This window comes from Paenibacillus sp. HW567 (assembly GCF_000374185.1).
Taxonomy (GTDB): Bacteria; Bacillota; Bacilli; order Paenibacillales; family Paenibacillaceae; genus Paenibacillus_AQ.
In genome coordinates, this window is the sequence record NZ_KB910518.1 from 4,221,121 (window position 1) to 4,237,968 (window position 16,848).

Consider the following 16,848-nt stretch of genomic DNA (forward strand, 5'->3'; position numbering starts at 1 on the left):
TTCACTTTTTTCATATTTGGGCTCTCCTCGGAGTAATCCGTTATTTAATCCCGCTGCTTCCGCCGCTAATATTGGCTTCATATACAAATCTTTGCCCCAGCATATAGACCAGAATCATCGGAATTGTCAGAAACAGTGAAGCGACCATGACCATATTCCACGGAGGCATTTGCCCGCCGGATGCCGTACTGATCAACTGCACGCCAAGCGCCAGCGGAGTTTTGTCAGGATCATTAATATAGATTAACGGTCCCATGAAATTCCCCCAGTTGTAGGAGAAAGAAAAAATACCAATCGCCGCCAGAATCGGATAGGTCATAGGCAGAATGATTTTGGAGTAAATTCCCAGATGACCCATTCCGTCAATCATCGCCGCCTCATCAAGCGATCTCGGAATAGACATGACGAACTGGCGGATCAGGAACACATTATAAGCCCCTGCAAAAAAGCTCGGCACGATCAGCGGCAGGAACGTATTCACCCACCCCAGCTCTCTGAAAATAACAAATTGGGGAACCATCGTCACTTCACCAGGGATCATCATGGTGCTCAGCAGAACTACGAATAGAATCCCGCTGCCTTTAGCCTTCAAACGGGCAAACCCGTAAGAAACGAAAGACGCGGAAGCGACAGAGCCAATGACCGTCCACACCGTAATGATCAAACTGTTCTTCAAATAAGTTCCCAAGTGATAATCTGAGAACACTTTCGTAAAATTGGCAAAGGTGAACTCACGGGGAATAAAGGTAAACGCTACTTTTACCGTGGTAGCATCACTGGCAAAGGCAATGGACAGCATGTAGATAAACGGAGCGAACAGCAAAATGCCTACCGCGCATAAAATCACATAGGAAACGCTTTTTTCCATCAAGGATATTCTAGCCATTTTCTTTCCCCTCCTCGTAATGCACCCATAAAGCGGATGAACGGAACACAATCAGTGTCAGCACCAGGATGATGATGAACAAGATCCAGGCGATGGCTGAAGCGTATCCCATTTTATAGAACCGGAAAGCATTCTGGAACAGATACGGAACAACCATCTGACTTGCGTTATCCGGCCCGCCTGCGGTTACGATGAAGACCTGGGCGAAGGTTTGCAGCGCTCCTATAATTCCCGTGATCAGATTGAAGAAAATGACCGGGGTGAGCATTGGAAAGGTAATGGCAAAGAAGCTTTGTCCGCTGCTCGCTCCATCTATCGACGAAGCTTCATACAGCTCCGGTGGTATCCCTTTCATACCGGCAAGCAGCAGCACAACCCCGCCGCCGACTCCCCATAGAGACATGAGAACCAGAGCAGGCTTAACCCAGTTGGGATCAAGCAGCCAGCTCGGCCCCTGGATGCCCACGAAACTCAGCATTTCATTGATTAAGCCCTCTGTCGGCGCGAACAATCGGATGAACAGCAGCGAAGCGGCCACAACCGGAACTACTGAAGGCAAATAATATAACACCCGAAAGAAGGTGATGCCCTTCAGCTTTTTGTTCAAATAGTAGGCTATCCAGAGTGAGATGGACATGCCCATAGGAATGGCTATTAGCGCATAAAAAAATGTATTCCCGACAGACTTCCAGAAAATAGGGTCATCGGTTAATAAATTGATATAGTTCTCAAAGCCGATAAAATTGGGCGACTGGAATAAATCCCAATCTGTAAAGCTCATATAAATAGAGAATATAATCGGTCCCAGGGTTAAGCCCAAGAAGCCAATTAACCAAGGGGAGATAAAAATATAAAACCAGCGTCCGTCCTTGTTCTTCATAAAACCACCTCCGTATTTACTCCTAATGAAACAGGGATCAGCTCAGGACAGCTAATCCCTTGATCTCTTGAATGATGAGTGCTCTGTATCTATTATTTGTACAGTTTATCGAGTCCTTGCTGGATTTGCTTAACGGTATCGTCAAGCGTTGCTTCATTGAAGAAGAAAGGCGCCAGCTTGTCATCAATAACCTTCATCATTTCGTTCCATTTAGGATTCAGCGGCTCAGCGTACAGCTTGGAATCACTGAATGCAGCCATGTTGATTTTTTTGCCGCCATACTCTGCATTAACGAAAGCGTCGCTGGTCAAAGCAGGCTTGGTAGCCGGAGCGTCCTGACCGCTCTCAATAATCGGCATTTGTGCGTCCAGTTCAGTCAGTCCGCTAATGACTTTAAATGCTTCCTCCTGGTGTTTGGACTGTTTGGTAATGGTCAGACCGTTGAAGAATGCATTTGTCTGGCCCCAAATCGGTGAAATATCCCAGTTAATCCCTTCAACCTTAGCCAGGGAACCGATATTCCAGAAGCCTGTAGTTTCCATTGCGATTTTGCCTTGTGCGAATAACGGGTCTGCGCCAACATTCCCCATGTCTGCAATTTCAGTAGTTGTCGGAGAAGTGCCGTACTTGTAGCTCATATCATTCAGCAGTTGAAGAGCGTCGCGAACCTGTGGTGTATCGAAGGTAGGCTTGTTGTTCGCATCAAACAACGAACCGCCATTCTGATAGACAAGCTGCATCCACTGCGGCCACCATGAGCCTGGATAGTATCCCCATTGAACCGTCTTGTCACCTTCTTTAACCGTCAGCTTTTTCGCTGCTTCAAGCAGCTCCTTCTGCGTCCATTCCTTGGTAGGGTAAGCAACACCCGCTTTGTCGAACAAATCTTTGTTGTAGAAAAGCACCATCGCTCCCGCGCGGTCCAGCATGCCATATTGCTTGCCTTGGTAGCTCATAAGATTTGCAATATCATCGCTGTATCTTGCTTTCATATCCAGATTGCTTGAAGTAATAAAGTCATCAAGAGGAATAATTTGCTCCTTGCTCGCATACACCTGATAGTTCTCCGCAATCATCATGATATCCGGCGGCGTTCCGCCTGCGATCATGGTCTGTACCTTCTGGTCATAGTCGCCGGCCACAAGCAGCACATTGACGTTGATATTCGGGTTCGTTTTCTTCACGATTTCAAGACGCTGCTCCATAACCTTCTTGTCACTCTCAGAGCCCCACATCGTTAATGTCAAATCAACCGGTTTGTCCGAAACTGCATTTTTGCCGCCTTCATTTGAACCCGATGCCTTGTCCGAATTATTATTGCCGCCCCCACATCCAGACAGAACACTAACAACGACAAGCATCATTACCATTAAAAATCCCAGTTTGCGTTTCATGGTAAACCTCCCTTTTATTGTTCGAAGCAAGTTGGACAGTTTATGAAACGGATTTCATGTAATGGGTTTCATTTGTGGTAAAAAGAATACCCGCTCTACACGGGTCTGTTTATTTATTTTAAAACCACACGAATGAAAAGGGTTTCATTAGCTGTGAATTTATTATATGACCACATTCTGGGGCTGTCAACCATTGCTGCGAAACTTTTTACTTCAATGCTCCGGTGCTGCTTCTCACAATCAGCTTAGGCTGCAAAACAATCTGCTTCTTCGGATTCTTCCCGTTGATGATCTGATGCAGCGTCTCTACGGCAAGCTCGCCAAGCTCGTAGGTATTCTGGGAAACGGTTGTCAGCTCCGGAATCACCGCAGTAGCCAACGGAGTATCATCGAAGCCCACGATAGAAATATCCCCGGGGATATGCAGACCGTGCTGGGCAGCCGCCTTAATCGCTCCAATCGCCGTGAAGTCATTTACACATAATACAGCCGTCGGTCTATGCTTCTGATCCAGCATCTGATTCATCAGCTCCCGGCCGCCCGGTACAGAGAACTCGCCTGATTTCAGCCACTCCTGGCGCAGCTCCAGCCCATGCTCCTTCAGCTTCTTCCTGGCAGCCTTGATCTTCACCAGAGTTGTTGCGGTATCATCCATCCCGCCAATGAAACCAATATCCCTGTGGCCCAAATCTATCAGATGCTGCGTGGCAAGCGCAGCGCCTGCGGCTTCATCCGTATAGATCCGGTGCAGGCCGCTCTTCGGCAGATTGCCGTTCACGAGAACAATCGGCACATGCCGTGACAGCTCGATGACCTCCTGCGCCAGCTCCGGGGGACAGTTCGCCAGATTGATTCTCCCCCCCAAAAAGATAATCCCGTCGACTCTTTTCTCCCGGAGAATGCTGAGGAACTCGGACTCCCGGTTGTAATTCCCCGCCGTGTTGCACAGGAAGAAGGAATAACCTTTTACTCTGGCAACGTTCTCCGCCCCCCAGAATACCTCCGGGAAGAACGGGTTAGTGATGTCCGGAAGGATCATGGCAATGGTCCCGGTTTCCTTCTTAAGCAAACTCCTGGCGAGCGCATTCGGCTGGAATTGATATTTCTCGATAATCTTATTTATGGTCTCACGGGTGCTCGCCTTGACCGGAGCTGTATCATTCAGTACCCGCGAAACCGTTGCCACGGATACATTGGCTTCCTTCGCTATGTCATAAATAGTGATTGTTTTCATATATTCCCTTCCTTGTCCTATTATTAAGATCATAATACCAGAAGATTTGCCTTATGTAACGGATTACAATACAAGCCGATATCCGGCCATTTTACAGTATAAATTGACAATGCTGTAGATGAATCGTAAAATAACTTAGCACTAAGTTACTTATTGCTAAATTAATATCTATAGAAGTTGAACTTTGTTTTTTCATATTCGGGCCTAGCCGTAACTGCGGGGAATGTTTGGACTTCCGGCCGCTGTTAGGTTTGGATTTCCTGATTGGAACCGCTTGTCGCGGTAGAAATCCAAACATAGCCTATGCTTACGATGTGAGCTTTCCTGCGGAAAGCTTTCAGGCGGACGCATTCGCTCCGTAAGTATCCAAACTTCCCCTCCGTTACCTTCGCCCTTTTTATTCCTTTTTTAATTTCAACTTATATAGACTACTCTCCCATAAAATGAGGTGGCCATCATTACTGACAGAACCAAGGATTTACTGAAGGCGCAAACGTTATTTTTTGACGTGTACAAAAAATGGAACAACGAGATCAGCAAGCACAACCCGACCGAGCTGTCCTTCAATCATCACCAAATTCTTAAAATCTTGCAGGACCGGGGGCCACAGCAGCCGTCGGCGCTCTCTGAAGAGCTGCAGATTACCACTGGCGGCATTACGGGTCTAACCAGCAAGCTTGTGAAGGAGGGTTATGCGAACCGGGTATTCAATGAGAAGGACCGGCGGACGGTCATTCTGGAAATTACCGACCTTGGCCGGGACACCTTGAGCATAGCCCTGCAATATAGGGATAAGATGACTAAGCAATTGCTGAGGGAGGTCCCCTCTTCGGATATCCGGGAGCTAAGAAGAATTCTTGAATTGATCTTATCGAAATGACCAGCAGCCGCAAAGGAGACGATCATATGAAGACAGTAATGGATGCTTCGCTGTATCCCGATATGCAGGAAATAAAGACTTGGCTCGAAGAGCTTAACGGTTTCGGTCCCAGGTATACGGGCAATGCCGCGCATAAGCAGTCTGTAGATTGGTTTCAGGCGGAGCTGGAGAAGCTGGGGCTTGCGGTGAGCAGAGACCGGCACTTTTTTACTAGATGGGAAGCGAAGAGCTGGGGTCTCTCCATCATGAATGAGGCTGGCAGCTTCGAAGCTGTGCCTGTTACGCTCTATTATCCCTATTCCGGAGAAACCCCGGCGGATGGCGTGACCGGAGAGCTGGTCTATTGCGGCAAAGGCTCGGCGAATGCCTTTCAGAAGGCTGCCGGCAAGATCGCTGTGGTTGAGGTGGCAAATCCGAAGCTTCCCTCCAGGCTTTTATTCTCGGCAAGATCAGCTTATCCGGCGGCAGCCGCCAAAACCCCCACCTTCATTATGAACCCTTTGCTGGGGGCGGTACTGAGGGGGCCCAAGCTGGAGGAAGCGCACAAAGCCGGAGTACTCGGTGTAATCTGCATCTGGAACAAGTTCTCGGAGCCCAATGCGAAGGGACAATTTTTGCCTTTCACTACCGCCCATCAGCAGTGTCCCGCACTTTGGGTTGGTAAGGACACCGGGAAGCAACTGAAGCAAGCGGCTCTGAACAAGGCGCAAGCAAGATTGGTGCTGCATGCCGAGGTCATTCCCCAGGACAGCAGCGATACGATCTACGCCGTACTCCCCGGGATGCATAAGGAGGAGACAATCCTTGTCAATACTCATACGGACGGGCCTAATGCCTGTGAGGAGAACGGCGGCGTGGGCCTGCTTGCGATGGCTAAATATTTTTCCCGGCTTCCGCTTGAACGCCGCAACCGCAGCATTGTTTTTGTATTTGTGACCGGCCATTTTCAGATTCCCCAATTCGGTGTTCATGGACAGGCGACAACCCGTTGGCTGAGAGACCATCCCGAGCAGTGGAACGGCGAAGGCGGCCACAAACGGGCGATAGCCGGAATCACGCTGGAGCATCTGGGCTGCAAGGAATGGCGGGATGACCGCCTGCATGAGCACTACAGCTACACCGGCAATATCGAGCATGAATTTGTGTATACAGCCAACCCGGCAATGGACCGGATCTATCTGGATTGTGTAAAAGAACGGACAAAGGTCCGCACCACCACACTCAGACCGAAAGGCTCGCTTTATTTTGGCGAAGGACAGCCCCTGTATAACGCGAAGATTCCAACAATCTCGCTGATTCCGACACCGGATTATTTATGTGCAGAAGCAGAAGACGGGTTCATGGATAGGCTGGATTTGAACCTGATGATGGAGCAAATTGAGACCTTTACGCAGGTGGCAGCAACCCTGGATGCTTCCCCTGCTGAAGAATTAGGCGCTACAGAAGCCCCGGCCTTCAGTGTGCTTGAATTGTTCGTAAAAACAGAGCAGTAAGCTTCGTGCTATCGGCTGAGTTTTACTAGAGAATTTCCATTGTCCAATCTACCATCCCGTCTGTAATTGCCCCTTCCTCTGATGGACATATCCTAAATGATCTGTGTTAATTTCGATTTTAATAGATTATAATGTCGATATATGGAAGGGAAGATACAATTTTGATGGGGGACAGCAACGTGTACTGTCATGCATGCGGAACCAAAAATACAACAGGGGCACAAGTCTGTGCCCGTTGTGGCACCAAATTATTAACAAATGAAGCTCAGCGGACGCCTGGTATGCAGACCCGTGCTGAAACGGCAGCGGGCCTTGAGCCGAGAATGTCGCCGGGAGGACTGGCTGGAACACCGGCACCAGCGCCTCAGTCCAAGGGAGCGGGCCTTGTATTTGCGGTTCTCATTCCAATGCTGCTGCTTGGCGTGGTCTTAGCTGGCCTTGCTCTTTTGTACAAATATGAATTGCAGATGAACCGGGATGTGTCGGCGCTGCAAGAGCAAGCCCAGGCTGCGGCACTGGAAGGCCGTTATACGGAGGCTCTTGCGCTGCTTAATGCTGCGGTTGCCAAGCGGCCAAATTATGAGGCGCTCACTCAAGACAGAGCGGTCACAGCCGAGGCCGCCGAATGGCAAGGCAAACTAAAAACAGCAGCCGAGGGGCTGAAGAAGCAGAAGCTTCAGGCCAGCGAGGCTACAATCAACACTCTTGCAAAAGCGCTCGCTGCACGGAAGGAACCGGTATTTACTGCGCTGCGCAAGGAGCTGGCAGCCGATCAGACCTTGCTGGCAGTGATGAAGGTGAAGAGCGAGCTGGATAAGCTGAATACTGTAGCTGCGCTGGCTGCGAAGCTGGATTCCGTTGCAAAGCTGAAAGGCAGCGAAGCCGAGGCTGTGAAGAAGCAGATTATCAGCAAGCTGGCAGGACTCAGCTACACTGCAGCCGAGAAGCTGCTGAAGAAGAAGGATTTTGCCGGTGCTTTGCAGGCTGTAGACAAAGGGCTATCCTACGCACCGGAGAATGAGAAATTAAGCACCTACCGCAAACGGATTCAGAGTGAGAAGCAGGCTTTTGAGCAGGCTGAGCAAGAACGTATCGAGCTTGCTGCGCAGCAGGCTGCCGAGGAGGATCTCAACAACCGTACAGCAGCGGTTGAGGTGAAGGGGATCAATGTCACTCTAGATGAATATGGTGACCTGCAAATCAGCGGGACCATCACCAATAAGGCGACAAGAACGATCTCTTCCGTTGATTTGAGTCTGGGGATTTATGATGGGTCCGGCGCTGCCCTGGGTCAGACATATGTGAGCGTGAATCCATATCGTATCGCACCCGGTGAGTCCGGCGATTTTACGACTACCTATTACGGAGTCTATGAGCAGGCACAGGTGTCTGTGGTCAATGCAACATGGTATTTGGAATAGGAGGCCGTAATTGATGTCTGCAAAAGTATGGGTAAGTATGCTCTCATGTTTATTTATTCTGGGAGCTGGAACAGCAGGTGCGATGTATATACATAAGTCTGCCGAACAACAGTTGGATCGTGGGCCGCTGCTTGCCGCAGCTCCGGCGAATGCCGCGAAGACAACTACAGCGTCCGTTCAGGACAAACAGCCCAAGACACGCAAAGAAATCATTGAAGCCAGCCAGAAGCGGGTCGTCACCATAGAGAGCGGGGATTCGCTGGGCTCGGGTTTCTTGTATAACAGCCAAGGGGATCTTTTGACAAATGCGCATGTGGTTGAAGGGTCCACCCAGGTCACCGTCCGCACCTTGAGTCATGAAGAATACCAGGGTACGGTGATTGGAGTCGGGGTGGATACGGATATTGCTGTAGTCCGTGTACCCAAATTGAAAGGCATGGTCCCCTTGACCATTGCCCGCTCACATAAGGCGGAGGTTGGGGATGAAATTCTGGCCCTGGGCAGTCCGTTAGGCTTAGAGAATACCGTAACCACCGGAATTGTCAGCGGGGTTGACCGCGATTTCGATATTGATCCTTATGTATACAGCAATATGATTCAGATTTCCGCACCCATCACCCACGGGAACAGCGGAGGACCGCTGGTGGATGCCACCACCGGAGAAGTGCTCGGCATCAACTCCGCCACCGCTGGTGAAGGTCCGGGTATTGGGTTCAGCATTCCGGTTTCCAGTGTGCTTACTCAGGTGGAGGAATGGTCCAAGAATCCGCTGACAGAACCGGCCCGCTCAAGCAATGACACAGCAACAAATTCAAATGCAGGTACAAATAACAATTCAAATGTTGGTTCTGGTGCAGGCACAGATGAAGATAATGATGAAGATTACTCTAATGCTGAGGAATTGGTACTCTATTTCTATGAGAGCCTGAATAATGGTGATTATGTAACAGCCTACTCTCTGCTCGGCAGCGATTGGCAGAGCACAACAAGCTATGAAAATTTCCGCAATGGTTATCTGAAGACAAATTCTGTAACAGTCTATGGAATTGAGGCAGTTGGAGAAAACGAAGACAGCGCCACGGTGAATGCCTTCATTATAGCGGAGGAACGCCATGACAGCGGAACCGTCAACCAGAAATACCAGCTTACCTACACGCTGGGGGTAGAGAACGGCGAAATGAAGATTTTGCACGGAAATGGTAAGAAGGTGAAGTGAAGAAAGACTTGAGGCGCTGCCCTCAGGGGGCTTGATGTCCCCACCTGGTTAGCAGGTGACTATATCTCTTTAATAAGAATGGACGAAGTTTCTTTTCAGAGACTTCGTCCATTTTTTTCTATGTGCTAATTATTCATTTATTTTCTTCCGGTATTTCGAAAAAATCATATAAGCCCGGCATATCATGATGCCCTAAGGTTGTGCTTTTACCCTCTTTATCAATAAATCCATAATCAGCCTCTCCAATAGGCAAATACTGCTTGAAGAAGGTAATTCGGTTAGAAGTAATCACCGGCTGCTTTCCCACCTCTTCTGCAATGTTTGGGAGAAAAAACGGCCCTTTTATGGTTCCCTTTTCATCAAACCGTGCCACCCACTTTTGCTCCAATCACCCATTTACTGCTTCGAGGTACTCTACGCCATTACCTATAGTCATAAATATTTGATCAGACTTTCCTTCAGGAAAATAGTAATATTTGTTGTCACTTCCCACACCCTGGGTTATTGATTTAAGTAAACGTATAGTTGGAAGCTCTAAGGTCGCTTGACGGGCTTCTGCCAAATTGGCTGATTTCGTCTTTTCGATCATTTCTTGAGTTGGTTTCACTACATAAACATCACGTTCATAAGGATTCCAGGCAATATAGGCCTCTGCTGCTTCAGCAATAAAACGCAAAGGTACCATTACACTTCCATTTTTAATTAGAGAAGCCACAGGCAGATCCACCTTTTTTGAATCTATAATTGCTGAATTCTGGCCGGCAACAAGCTGAATCGTTTTCTTATCATGAACAATAGTGACCGTTTTATTGGAATTATTCCATGTAATGCTAATACCAGGGATTTTTTGTAATACATTTAAAGGAACTATAGCCGTTCCGTGGTCAATGTACGAGGGAGCTTTCGTAAATACATATTCGTTATTAACATAGATGGAAATGATACCGGAATTACTCGCCGCCGCTGTTCCAGACACAGTTGCAAATACTAATATAGCGAGTATGTATGTTTCCAAGTGTTTTTTCATTATTTTCCCTTATTTCATAATATTGGACAATTCATTAGACGATATCTATTCGGAAAAGTTACGCAAAAACACCTTCAAGATTATTCTCCTGTCTTACGGCAGGGTCCATTCTCTTGAAGGTGCTGTCTATCATTCCGCGCGCAAAATATCAATATGTGCAAACTGGGCGAGGTCCTCTACAAAACCCGGATAGGATACGTCGATACAGCCGCAGTTGCGGATAATCGAAGGTTCATCCATGCTGCTGGCCAGCACAGCGGCGGTCATAGCGATCCGGTGATCACCGCAGCTCTCTACAATGGCAGGTGATGGACGCTGGCCGCCATAAATGACCATTTCGTCTTCACCGCAGGAGGTTTCCACACCAAAAACCCCCAGCACCCCCGCGGTAGTCTGAATCCGGTTCGTATCCTTGTCTTTTAATTCCCGGCAATTCCTGATCACGGTGTTCCCTTCCGCGAATGCCGCTGCCGCAGCCAGCAAAGGAACCTCGTCGATCAAGCTCTGTATCCGCTCATTGCCTTCGGCCAGCACCGAAGATAACCGGGTTCCAAGTGTACAATGGAGATCGGCAACCGGCTCGCCGGAGATCAGGTCCTCTTCCTTGTGCAGCGTCAAGTGAAGTCCCATCTCTCTGAGCAGGTGAATGAATCCGATCCGGGTCGGATTGACGCCTACCCGCTTAATCGTCAGGCTGCCCTTGCGCTCCATTCCCCGAATAGCATATGCCGTCAGCAGAAAAGCCGCTGAGGACAAGTCGCCGGGAACAATCACATCCTTGGCGGAAAAGGGAGTGCCTCCCCTCAGGGAAGTAACATCGCCTTCGGAATGAATGTCTATTCCGAAATACTGCATCAGGCGTTCGGTATGATCCCTGCTCTGGCAGCTTTGCCGATAACGTGTGACCCCTTCCGCGTACAATCCCGCGAACAGCAGGGCTGACTTTTCCTGCGCGCTGAATACAGTGGCTTCTACGTCTATGGGAGAGAGTGGCACTGCCCCCTGAATCCGCAAAGGCAGACAGCCTTTTGTACCCAGATATTCAATATCGGCCCCCATGTCCGTCAGCGGCTTCACCACCCAATCCATCGGTCTTGCCGAGAGCAATACGTTTCCGCTGAGTTCTGCTGCAAAAGCCTGTCCTGCCAGAATAGACAAGATCAGCCGGGCCGATGTGGCCGTGTTCCCGATCTCGAGCCTGCCCTCCGGTTCCTGCAGGCCCCGCAGCCCTCTTCCATACACAGACAGTTCAGCACCATTCCATGCAAACGTTACACCTAATTGGCGCAAAATTGGCGCAAAATAGCGATGCAGCTCTGAGTGTCACGGGAGCGCAGCACCCCCCGCACAGTGCCTACGCCTTCGGCGATAGCGTTCAGAACAATGGCCCGCTGCGAGATGGATTTGTCTCCGGGAACCGAATCGAACACCAGGGAGCCCACCTCACGCTTTGCTCTGATCCGCAAGTCACACTTGGCCGGTAGTCCGACTCTGCTCGGTACCAATTCCATTTCTGATCACCTCGTCATCCGAGAGTATTTGCGAGTAGTCCATATCTCTTCCGGGAGCCAGCGGAATCCGCCGGTCGCCCTTTGCCGCGTAGCTGCGGTAACGCTGTCTTTTCCGCTCCAGTCCAAGGTTGTTCTCAAACGTATAATCGGTCAGTATGGCCGCATTCCGGCGCAGTGCAAGCTCAAGCAGATCAGCGCCTGTCTTCGTACGCACCATTACCGTGGATGAAGCTTTGGCAGATACTCCGGCCTTGCTGGAATCAAATATGTTGGGGTCTCCATCCGAAATGGAGATATCGGCAAGGCCTGACCACCAATCCGGGCAAGCGAGGCAGCGGAACGTCTTGAACCTCTTGAATTCCTCCACCAGCCTGTAAAAGGGAAGAAAATACTCCTCACCCTGCCGCGTTCTGACTACAAATTGCCCGGGATATTGCCCTTCCCGGTAACGCATAAAGACAACATCAGCCAGGTCGATGCCGAGGATCTCTGTAATCAGATGCTCGGTACCGCCAAGGGAGGTATTGGAAGCACAACCAAGCTCGATCGTGAACGCTACCTTGTCAGCCAGCATAGAGGATGGTAAATGCTCAGGAAGATTCAGCAGCCTGTGGATTCCTTGAATCTGGCAAGGCACACCGATAATGCCGATCTTATCGTATCTGCCATCCTTCAACAGATCCAGATTGGGTGTAATGCAGTAGCTGGTCTGCGCGCATTCGATAATCCGGTCCACCGAATCGGCAAGGTACGCCTTCGGCACCCAGGGGCGTTCCTGCTCCCTCCCCACAACAATCACCGCATCGGCCACCTTCTCCTCCAGCGCCGTGATCGCCAGAATTGTCCCTGCCCCGCCGGCGGCCACCCGGCCAAGGATCTCCGGGTCTGTTGCCGATAATTGATAGGTGTTCAGGTAGATACCGGTCCAGCGTTCAACCTCGGACCGGTTGCGGCCAAAGATGCGGCGCTCAGACTCCATCACGCCGGTATCATACCCCGGGCACACTTCCGAGCAGAGATTGCAGCTTCCGCAGGTGTCAGCCGCCTGGCTCTCCCGGCCCTGAAATACGGGAAGCGGAACGGAATCCCCGTTCATCGTGAGCAGCCCTTGAGGACATACTGCGGCGCATAATCCGCAGGAAGCACAGAGCGATAGATCAAGAATCTCTTCCTTGAGGGTAATAAAAGATGTCATCTCAGCACCTTGCCTTCCTCATAATCTCACGCCGCTCAGCGCGGAATAGACTTCTCTGGTTCTGTCAGCAATAGGCTGCCAGTCATACCGCAGCCGGACTTCCCGCCGGGCTGCCTCCGCAAGCTGCTCTCCCTCCTCAGGATCACGGAGCAGATAGAGAATCCGGTCCGCAAGCATATGCGGATCTCCGGGAATGCTGGTGAGTCCGGTCCGCCCGTGCTCCACAATCTCGGCAAGTCCTCCTGCACCGGACACAATTACCGGTGTACCGCTTCCCATCGCTTCAAGCGCTACAATACCGAAGGGCTCGTACAGGCTGGGAAATACGCAGACATCGGCGATGTCCAGCAGATAGCTTTTCTCCAGACTGTCCACGAAGCCGGTGAACCGTACGCTTGCACCCAGCTCAGCCGCACTGGCCTCCAGCTCGGCGTGCATGGGGCCCCGGCCTGCGATAATGCATGTGCAGTGCGGAAACTCCCGGAGTACCTCATGCATGCTTTCAAGCAGCACCTGCACTCCTTTTTCCTTGACCAGCCTGCCAATGAACAAGACAATCTTCCCGCCCTCCTGCGCATATTGCGCTCTTCTGAAGGAATGGGCAGGCATAAGCTCCAGGGAACCGAGATCAATGCCGTTAGGAATTACCTCAGTCTTCTGCTTGTCCAGGGCGTGTACGGCGCAGACTTCGCTCTGCATATGCAGACTGCATACAATAACCTTGTCCGACGAAGAGACCAGTTCATGTTCAATGGAATGAATGTTATGCTGCTGCGGGGTGAACAGCCCCTGATTTCTCCCATGCTCTGTAGCATGGATGGTCGTAACGATCGGCAGCTTGTAGCGCTGGTGCAGAAGAAGCGCCGCATAACCGACCAGCCAATCATGGGCGTGAATCAGACCGAACCGTATATTTTCGCTTAGCCGGGTTGTAACGTAATCCACAATCGCCAGATTGAATTGAAGCACCCAATCCTCGAAGTCAGTCAGGTTCTCATAGGAATTCACACGGTGCACATGTACGCCGTTCTCTACCTCCAGAACGGGCCGCCCAGGCGCGGTATTGGTGACTACATGGACTGCCGTTTGCCCGGCCTGCAAATGTCTGGACAATTCATAGACATGCGGGGCAATCCCTCCAATCACCAAAGGCGGATACTCCCAGGACAGGATTAAGACAGATACGCTTGATTGCATAGGTTGTCCCCTCCGAATCTCTCAATGTGCCATAAGTGAATAACCCGTGAAAAATTCCCACCACGTATTCTGCTCCAGCAGCGGAGGCGAGGCATGGTCTCTTTGGAAGGAGAGCCAGTCCACAGACTTCGTTCTGCCATCGTCAAAAACATATAAAATATTCGATCTCGAAATCGGTACAAACGTTTGCACTTTTTAATAATCCCTAAATCCGCGTAATAGTAGCGGTTTCCCGGCCTGGGTATTTGCATGTCCAGCGCTTGTCCAAGCGGCCGGTCCACCGGGAACAGGAATTGGGCAAATTTATTATCGGCGGTAAGGGCGGTAAGGCGGACAGCCTGCTGCAGCTCATGCCATCCACTTTTAAAATGCCAGGCGATCAAACTCCTTGTGTCATCGTCCAGCGCAGTCTGGAAGACCAGGCCCGCCCCATCGAACTGCAATCTCTCATCCATACGCAGCATCTCCTTTGGACAACCGGATGAATTACTCCCGGCCCTCACCCCTGCCACTCCACAATCATTTCGGATACGCCTTCCGGAGGTGATTGGAAGCTATGGGCCAATCCCTGCTCCCAGCGCACAGTTCCAGAATTACTCCTTAGCAGAAACTTCAATTCAATCCGGCAATCCGCCGGCAGGCTGATGTCACAGTACCAGGTGGGATAGCGGTAGACAATATGGTTATAAAATGGCCCTGCGGCCCTGCCCGCCTCCCATTCTCCAAGCTCGTACACATTTCCTGTCACAAAAACCTGTGAAGCATAATCCGTGTGTATGCTCTTGACCACCAGCCTTACTGTAACCAGCTTACCTGTCCATACGGTCAGCTCTTCCGCCAGCAGGAACTCCGTCTCCCCGCTTCTCAGCCCTTGTATCCGGTGTTTGCCTGCCGGTATCGCCGGAACTTTGCAAATGATCCTGCCGGTTTGCCAGGAGAGGACATCTGCGGCATACCCGCCAACCGTCAGACTGCCTGTATCACCTAAATGCCTTCCCTGAATAATAAGCTCGCTTCCCGGCGGCGCCGCTTTGGGGTAGAAGTGTACGGCTGCCGGCTCGTCCGAATCAGACTCAAACGCATAGACATAAGCAGACCGCGGAGCCACTGCTACACCCTGCACATCTCCTTCGGCCCCTACAGCCACCTCACGATCCGGGAAGACTTCTCTCAGGAGGCTGGAATACGCGCCTTTCGGAAGAGAAGTCGCCAGCGGCGGCAGGACATGTTCGCTCTCTTCCAGACTGATCAGGACCAGCGCAACACTTCCCCTGTAGCTGCGCTCGAATACCAGCACCCTCTTATTCACATATAGCAGCCTGGTACTGCCATAGCCGATCGCAAGATTACGTGCTCTTAGGTGGTTAAGCTCAGCCAGAATCCGGTAGGCTGGCGTCTCCCTGCTGAAGGCGCTCATCATAGCACGGTTATGCGGGTCATCCCCTCCGCTCATATATTGCTCGGTTCCATAATACACCACGGGCAGGCCTGCGGAAGTCAGCAGCAGCACAATTGCCAAATCCGTAAGCGAAAGGTCCGCGTCCTCAGTGAACCGGCTCATATCATGATTATCCAGAAAAATAAGCTGGTCGAACAAATGCTTATAGCTCCCGGAGGCTTCTCGCAGCATATCGGCGAAAGCTTCGAATCCCCGTTTGCCGTGAAAGCTCTCCCGTACCGAGTGGGTGAACATGAAATGCAGCAGGCTCATCCCGCTGTCATTGGCAAAAGCAGCATTATCCTGCGGGCTGCCATGTGCCTCAAGGAACCATTCTCCGAAGAGATAAGCAGATTTCCTGGCATGAATAAATCCATTCAGCGATGTTAGCCAGCCTGGCGGAATATGTTTGGCCGCGTCAATCCGTACACCATCTACCCCTTGGTCCAACCAGTAGGCAATTCCTTCGCGTAAAAGCTTATCTGCCTGCGGATTCATCTGATCCAGTCCGGCAAGGTCATACAGGTTGCGGTACAGCGAATCCTCGGCATTCAGGAAAGATGTGCCGCCGTTATGAAGGAACAAGCGCTCCATATCTCCCGAGTACGCTGCCACAAGCTCTCCCGCGCGGTACAATGCACCGTTCTCCATATAAGCAGGCTGCAGCTCCAGTGCCGGGGAGGTATGATTGGGCGTAAAATCAATGATCACCTTCAGTCCATGCTCATGTGCAGTGTTCACCAGCGCTCTGAAGGTGTCCATTGAACCGAAATAAGGGTTGGGCCTGAGGAAATCCCTGGGCCAATAGCCATGATAGGAAGCTGTGCCTGCTTCATCGTCCATGCATACGTGGATGTTCTCTGCCGGCTGTGAGATCAGAATCGCAGTGATGCCCATTCCCGTGAGATATCCGTCTTCAATCCTGGCGATAATTCCCTCCCAATCGCCGCCGAGATATTTCCGCAGATTGCTTGAATCCGCACTGAATAGCTCAGCCGGTGGACGGATGCCAGGATTGCCTTCGCAGAACCGGTCGGTGACAATCTGATAAATGCATTCGCCCGGGTTCAACATCT

General features: G+C 50.8%; 16 protein-coding genes. 4 read left to right on the top strand and 12 right to left on the bottom strand.

Translation table 11 applies throughout. The features are described 5' to 3' along the window. Window positions 1-40 precede the first annotated feature (40 nt). The 4 genes from B212_RS0119090 to B212_RS0119105 all read right to left on the bottom strand — a co-directional run bounded on the left by B212_RS0119090 (window position 41) and on the right by B212_RS0119105 (window position 4,394). On the bottom strand, window positions 41-886 hold the full coding sequence (locus tag B212_RS0119090; protein ID WP_019912601.1) for a carbohydrate ABC transporter permease: 846 nt from the start codon (window positions 884-886) through the stop codon (window positions 41-43). Continuing rightward, the gene (locus B212_RS0119095) at window positions 879-1,766 is read right to left on the bottom strand and encodes a carbohydrate ABC transporter permease (protein WP_019912602.1); all 888 of its coding nucleotides are present in this window, start codon (window positions 1,764-1,766) and stop codon (window positions 879-881) included. The genes B212_RS0119090 and B212_RS0119095 overlap by 8 nt, the downstream gene beginning before the upstream one ends. 92 nt (window positions 1,767-1,858) lie before the next feature. After that, window positions 1,859-3,160: an ABC transporter substrate-binding protein gene (locus tag B212_RS0119100; RefSeq protein WP_019912603.1), complete on the bottom strand. Its 1,302-nt coding sequence runs from the start codon at window positions 3,158-3,160 to the stop codon at window positions 1,859-1,861. 208 nt (window positions 3,161-3,368) lie between these two features. After that, a complete protein-coding gene (locus B212_RS0119105) occupies window positions 3,369-4,394 on the bottom strand; it encodes a LacI family DNA-binding transcriptional regulator (RefSeq protein ID WP_019912604.1) in 1,026 nt (341 codons plus the stop codon). 448 nt (window positions 4,395-4,842) lie between these two features. On the opposite strand from B212_RS0119105, the gene B212_RS31875 reads away from it, so the two are divergent. From B212_RS31875 to B212_RS0119125, 4 genes are all read left to right on the top strand, one after another. After that, on the top strand, window positions 4,843-5,274 hold the full coding sequence (locus tag B212_RS31875) for a MarR family winged helix-turn-helix transcriptional regulator (protein WP_019912606.1): 432 nt from the start codon (window positions 4,843-4,845) through the stop codon (window positions 5,272-5,274). Window positions 5,275-5,300: 26 nt separating this feature from the next. Continuing rightward, the gene (locus B212_RS31880; protein ID WP_019912607.1) at window positions 5,301-6,767 is read left to right on the top strand and encodes a PA domain-containing protein; all 1,467 of its coding nucleotides are present in this window, start codon (window positions 5,301-5,303) and stop codon (window positions 6,765-6,767) included. A gap of 281 nt (window positions 6,768-7,048) precedes the next feature. Next, entirely contained in the window at window positions 7,049-8,188 is a 1,140-nt protein-coding gene (locus tag B212_RS0119120) for an FxLYD domain-containing protein (RefSeq protein ID WP_019912608.1), read from the top strand. A 13-nt stretch (window positions 8,189-8,201) separates the two neighbouring features. After that, window positions 8,202-9,404 (top strand): S1C family serine protease, encoded by a 1,203-nt coding sequence (locus B212_RS0119125; protein WP_019912609.1) that lies wholly within the window; start codon window positions 8,202-8,204, stop codon window positions 9,402-9,404. 133 nt (window positions 9,405-9,537) lie between these two features. Here the strand turns inward: B212_RS0119125 and B212_RS0119130 are convergent, their stop codons facing one another. The 8 genes from B212_RS0119130 to B212_RS31890 all read right to left on the bottom strand — a co-directional run bounded on the left by B212_RS0119130 (window position 9,538) and on the right by B212_RS31890 (window position 16,846). Next, on the bottom strand, window positions 9,538-9,777 hold the full coding sequence (locus B212_RS0119130) for a hypothetical protein (protein WP_019912611.1): 240 nt from the start codon (window positions 9,775-9,777) through the stop codon (window positions 9,538-9,540). Window positions 9,778-9,792: 15 nt separating this feature from the next. Continuing rightward, a complete protein-coding gene (locus B212_RS0119135) occupies window positions 9,793-10,431 on the bottom strand; it encodes a copper amine oxidase N-terminal domain-containing protein (RefSeq protein ID WP_019912612.1) in 639 nt (212 codons plus the stop codon). A gap of 129 nt (window positions 10,432-10,560) precedes the next feature. Further along, complete coding sequence (locus B212_RS0119140) at window positions 10,561-11,673, bottom strand: 3-phosphoshikimate 1-carboxyvinyltransferase (RefSeq protein WP_019912613.1); 1,113 nt, start codon at window positions 11,671-11,673, stop codon at window positions 10,561-10,563. Window positions 11,674-11,708: 35 nt separating this feature from the next. After that, window positions 11,709-11,942, bottom strand: a complete 234-nt coding sequence (locus tag B212_RS35445; RefSeq protein WP_084673321.1) for a hypothetical protein — start codon at window positions 11,940-11,942, stop codon at window positions 11,709-11,711. Beyond that, window positions 11,899-13,137 carry a Coenzyme F420 hydrogenase/dehydrogenase, beta subunit C-terminal domain gene (locus B212_RS0119150; RefSeq protein ID WP_019912615.1) on the bottom strand — a complete coding sequence of 413 codons (1,239 nt, stop codon included), beginning with the start codon at window positions 13,135-13,137 and terminating at the stop codon, window positions 11,899-11,901. The genes B212_RS35445 and B212_RS0119150 overlap by 44 nt, the downstream gene beginning before the upstream one ends. 18 nt (window positions 13,138-13,155) lie before the next feature. Beyond that, window positions 13,156-14,334: a glycosyltransferase family 4 protein gene (locus B212_RS31885; RefSeq protein ID WP_019912616.1), complete on the bottom strand. Its 1,179-nt coding sequence runs from the start codon at window positions 14,332-14,334 to the stop codon at window positions 13,156-13,158. After that, window positions 14,310-14,789, bottom strand: a complete 480-nt coding sequence (locus B212_RS0119160; RefSeq protein WP_019912617.1) for a hypothetical protein — start codon at window positions 14,787-14,789, stop codon at window positions 14,310-14,312. The genes B212_RS31885 and B212_RS0119160 overlap by 25 nt, the downstream gene beginning before the upstream one ends. Window positions 14,790-14,833: 44 nt before the next feature. Continuing rightward, entirely contained in the window at window positions 14,834-16,846 is a 2,013-nt protein-coding gene (locus tag B212_RS31890; RefSeq protein ID WP_019912618.1) for an alpha-amylase family glycosyl hydrolase, read from the bottom strand. Window positions 16,847-16,848: the final 2 nt, after the last annotated feature.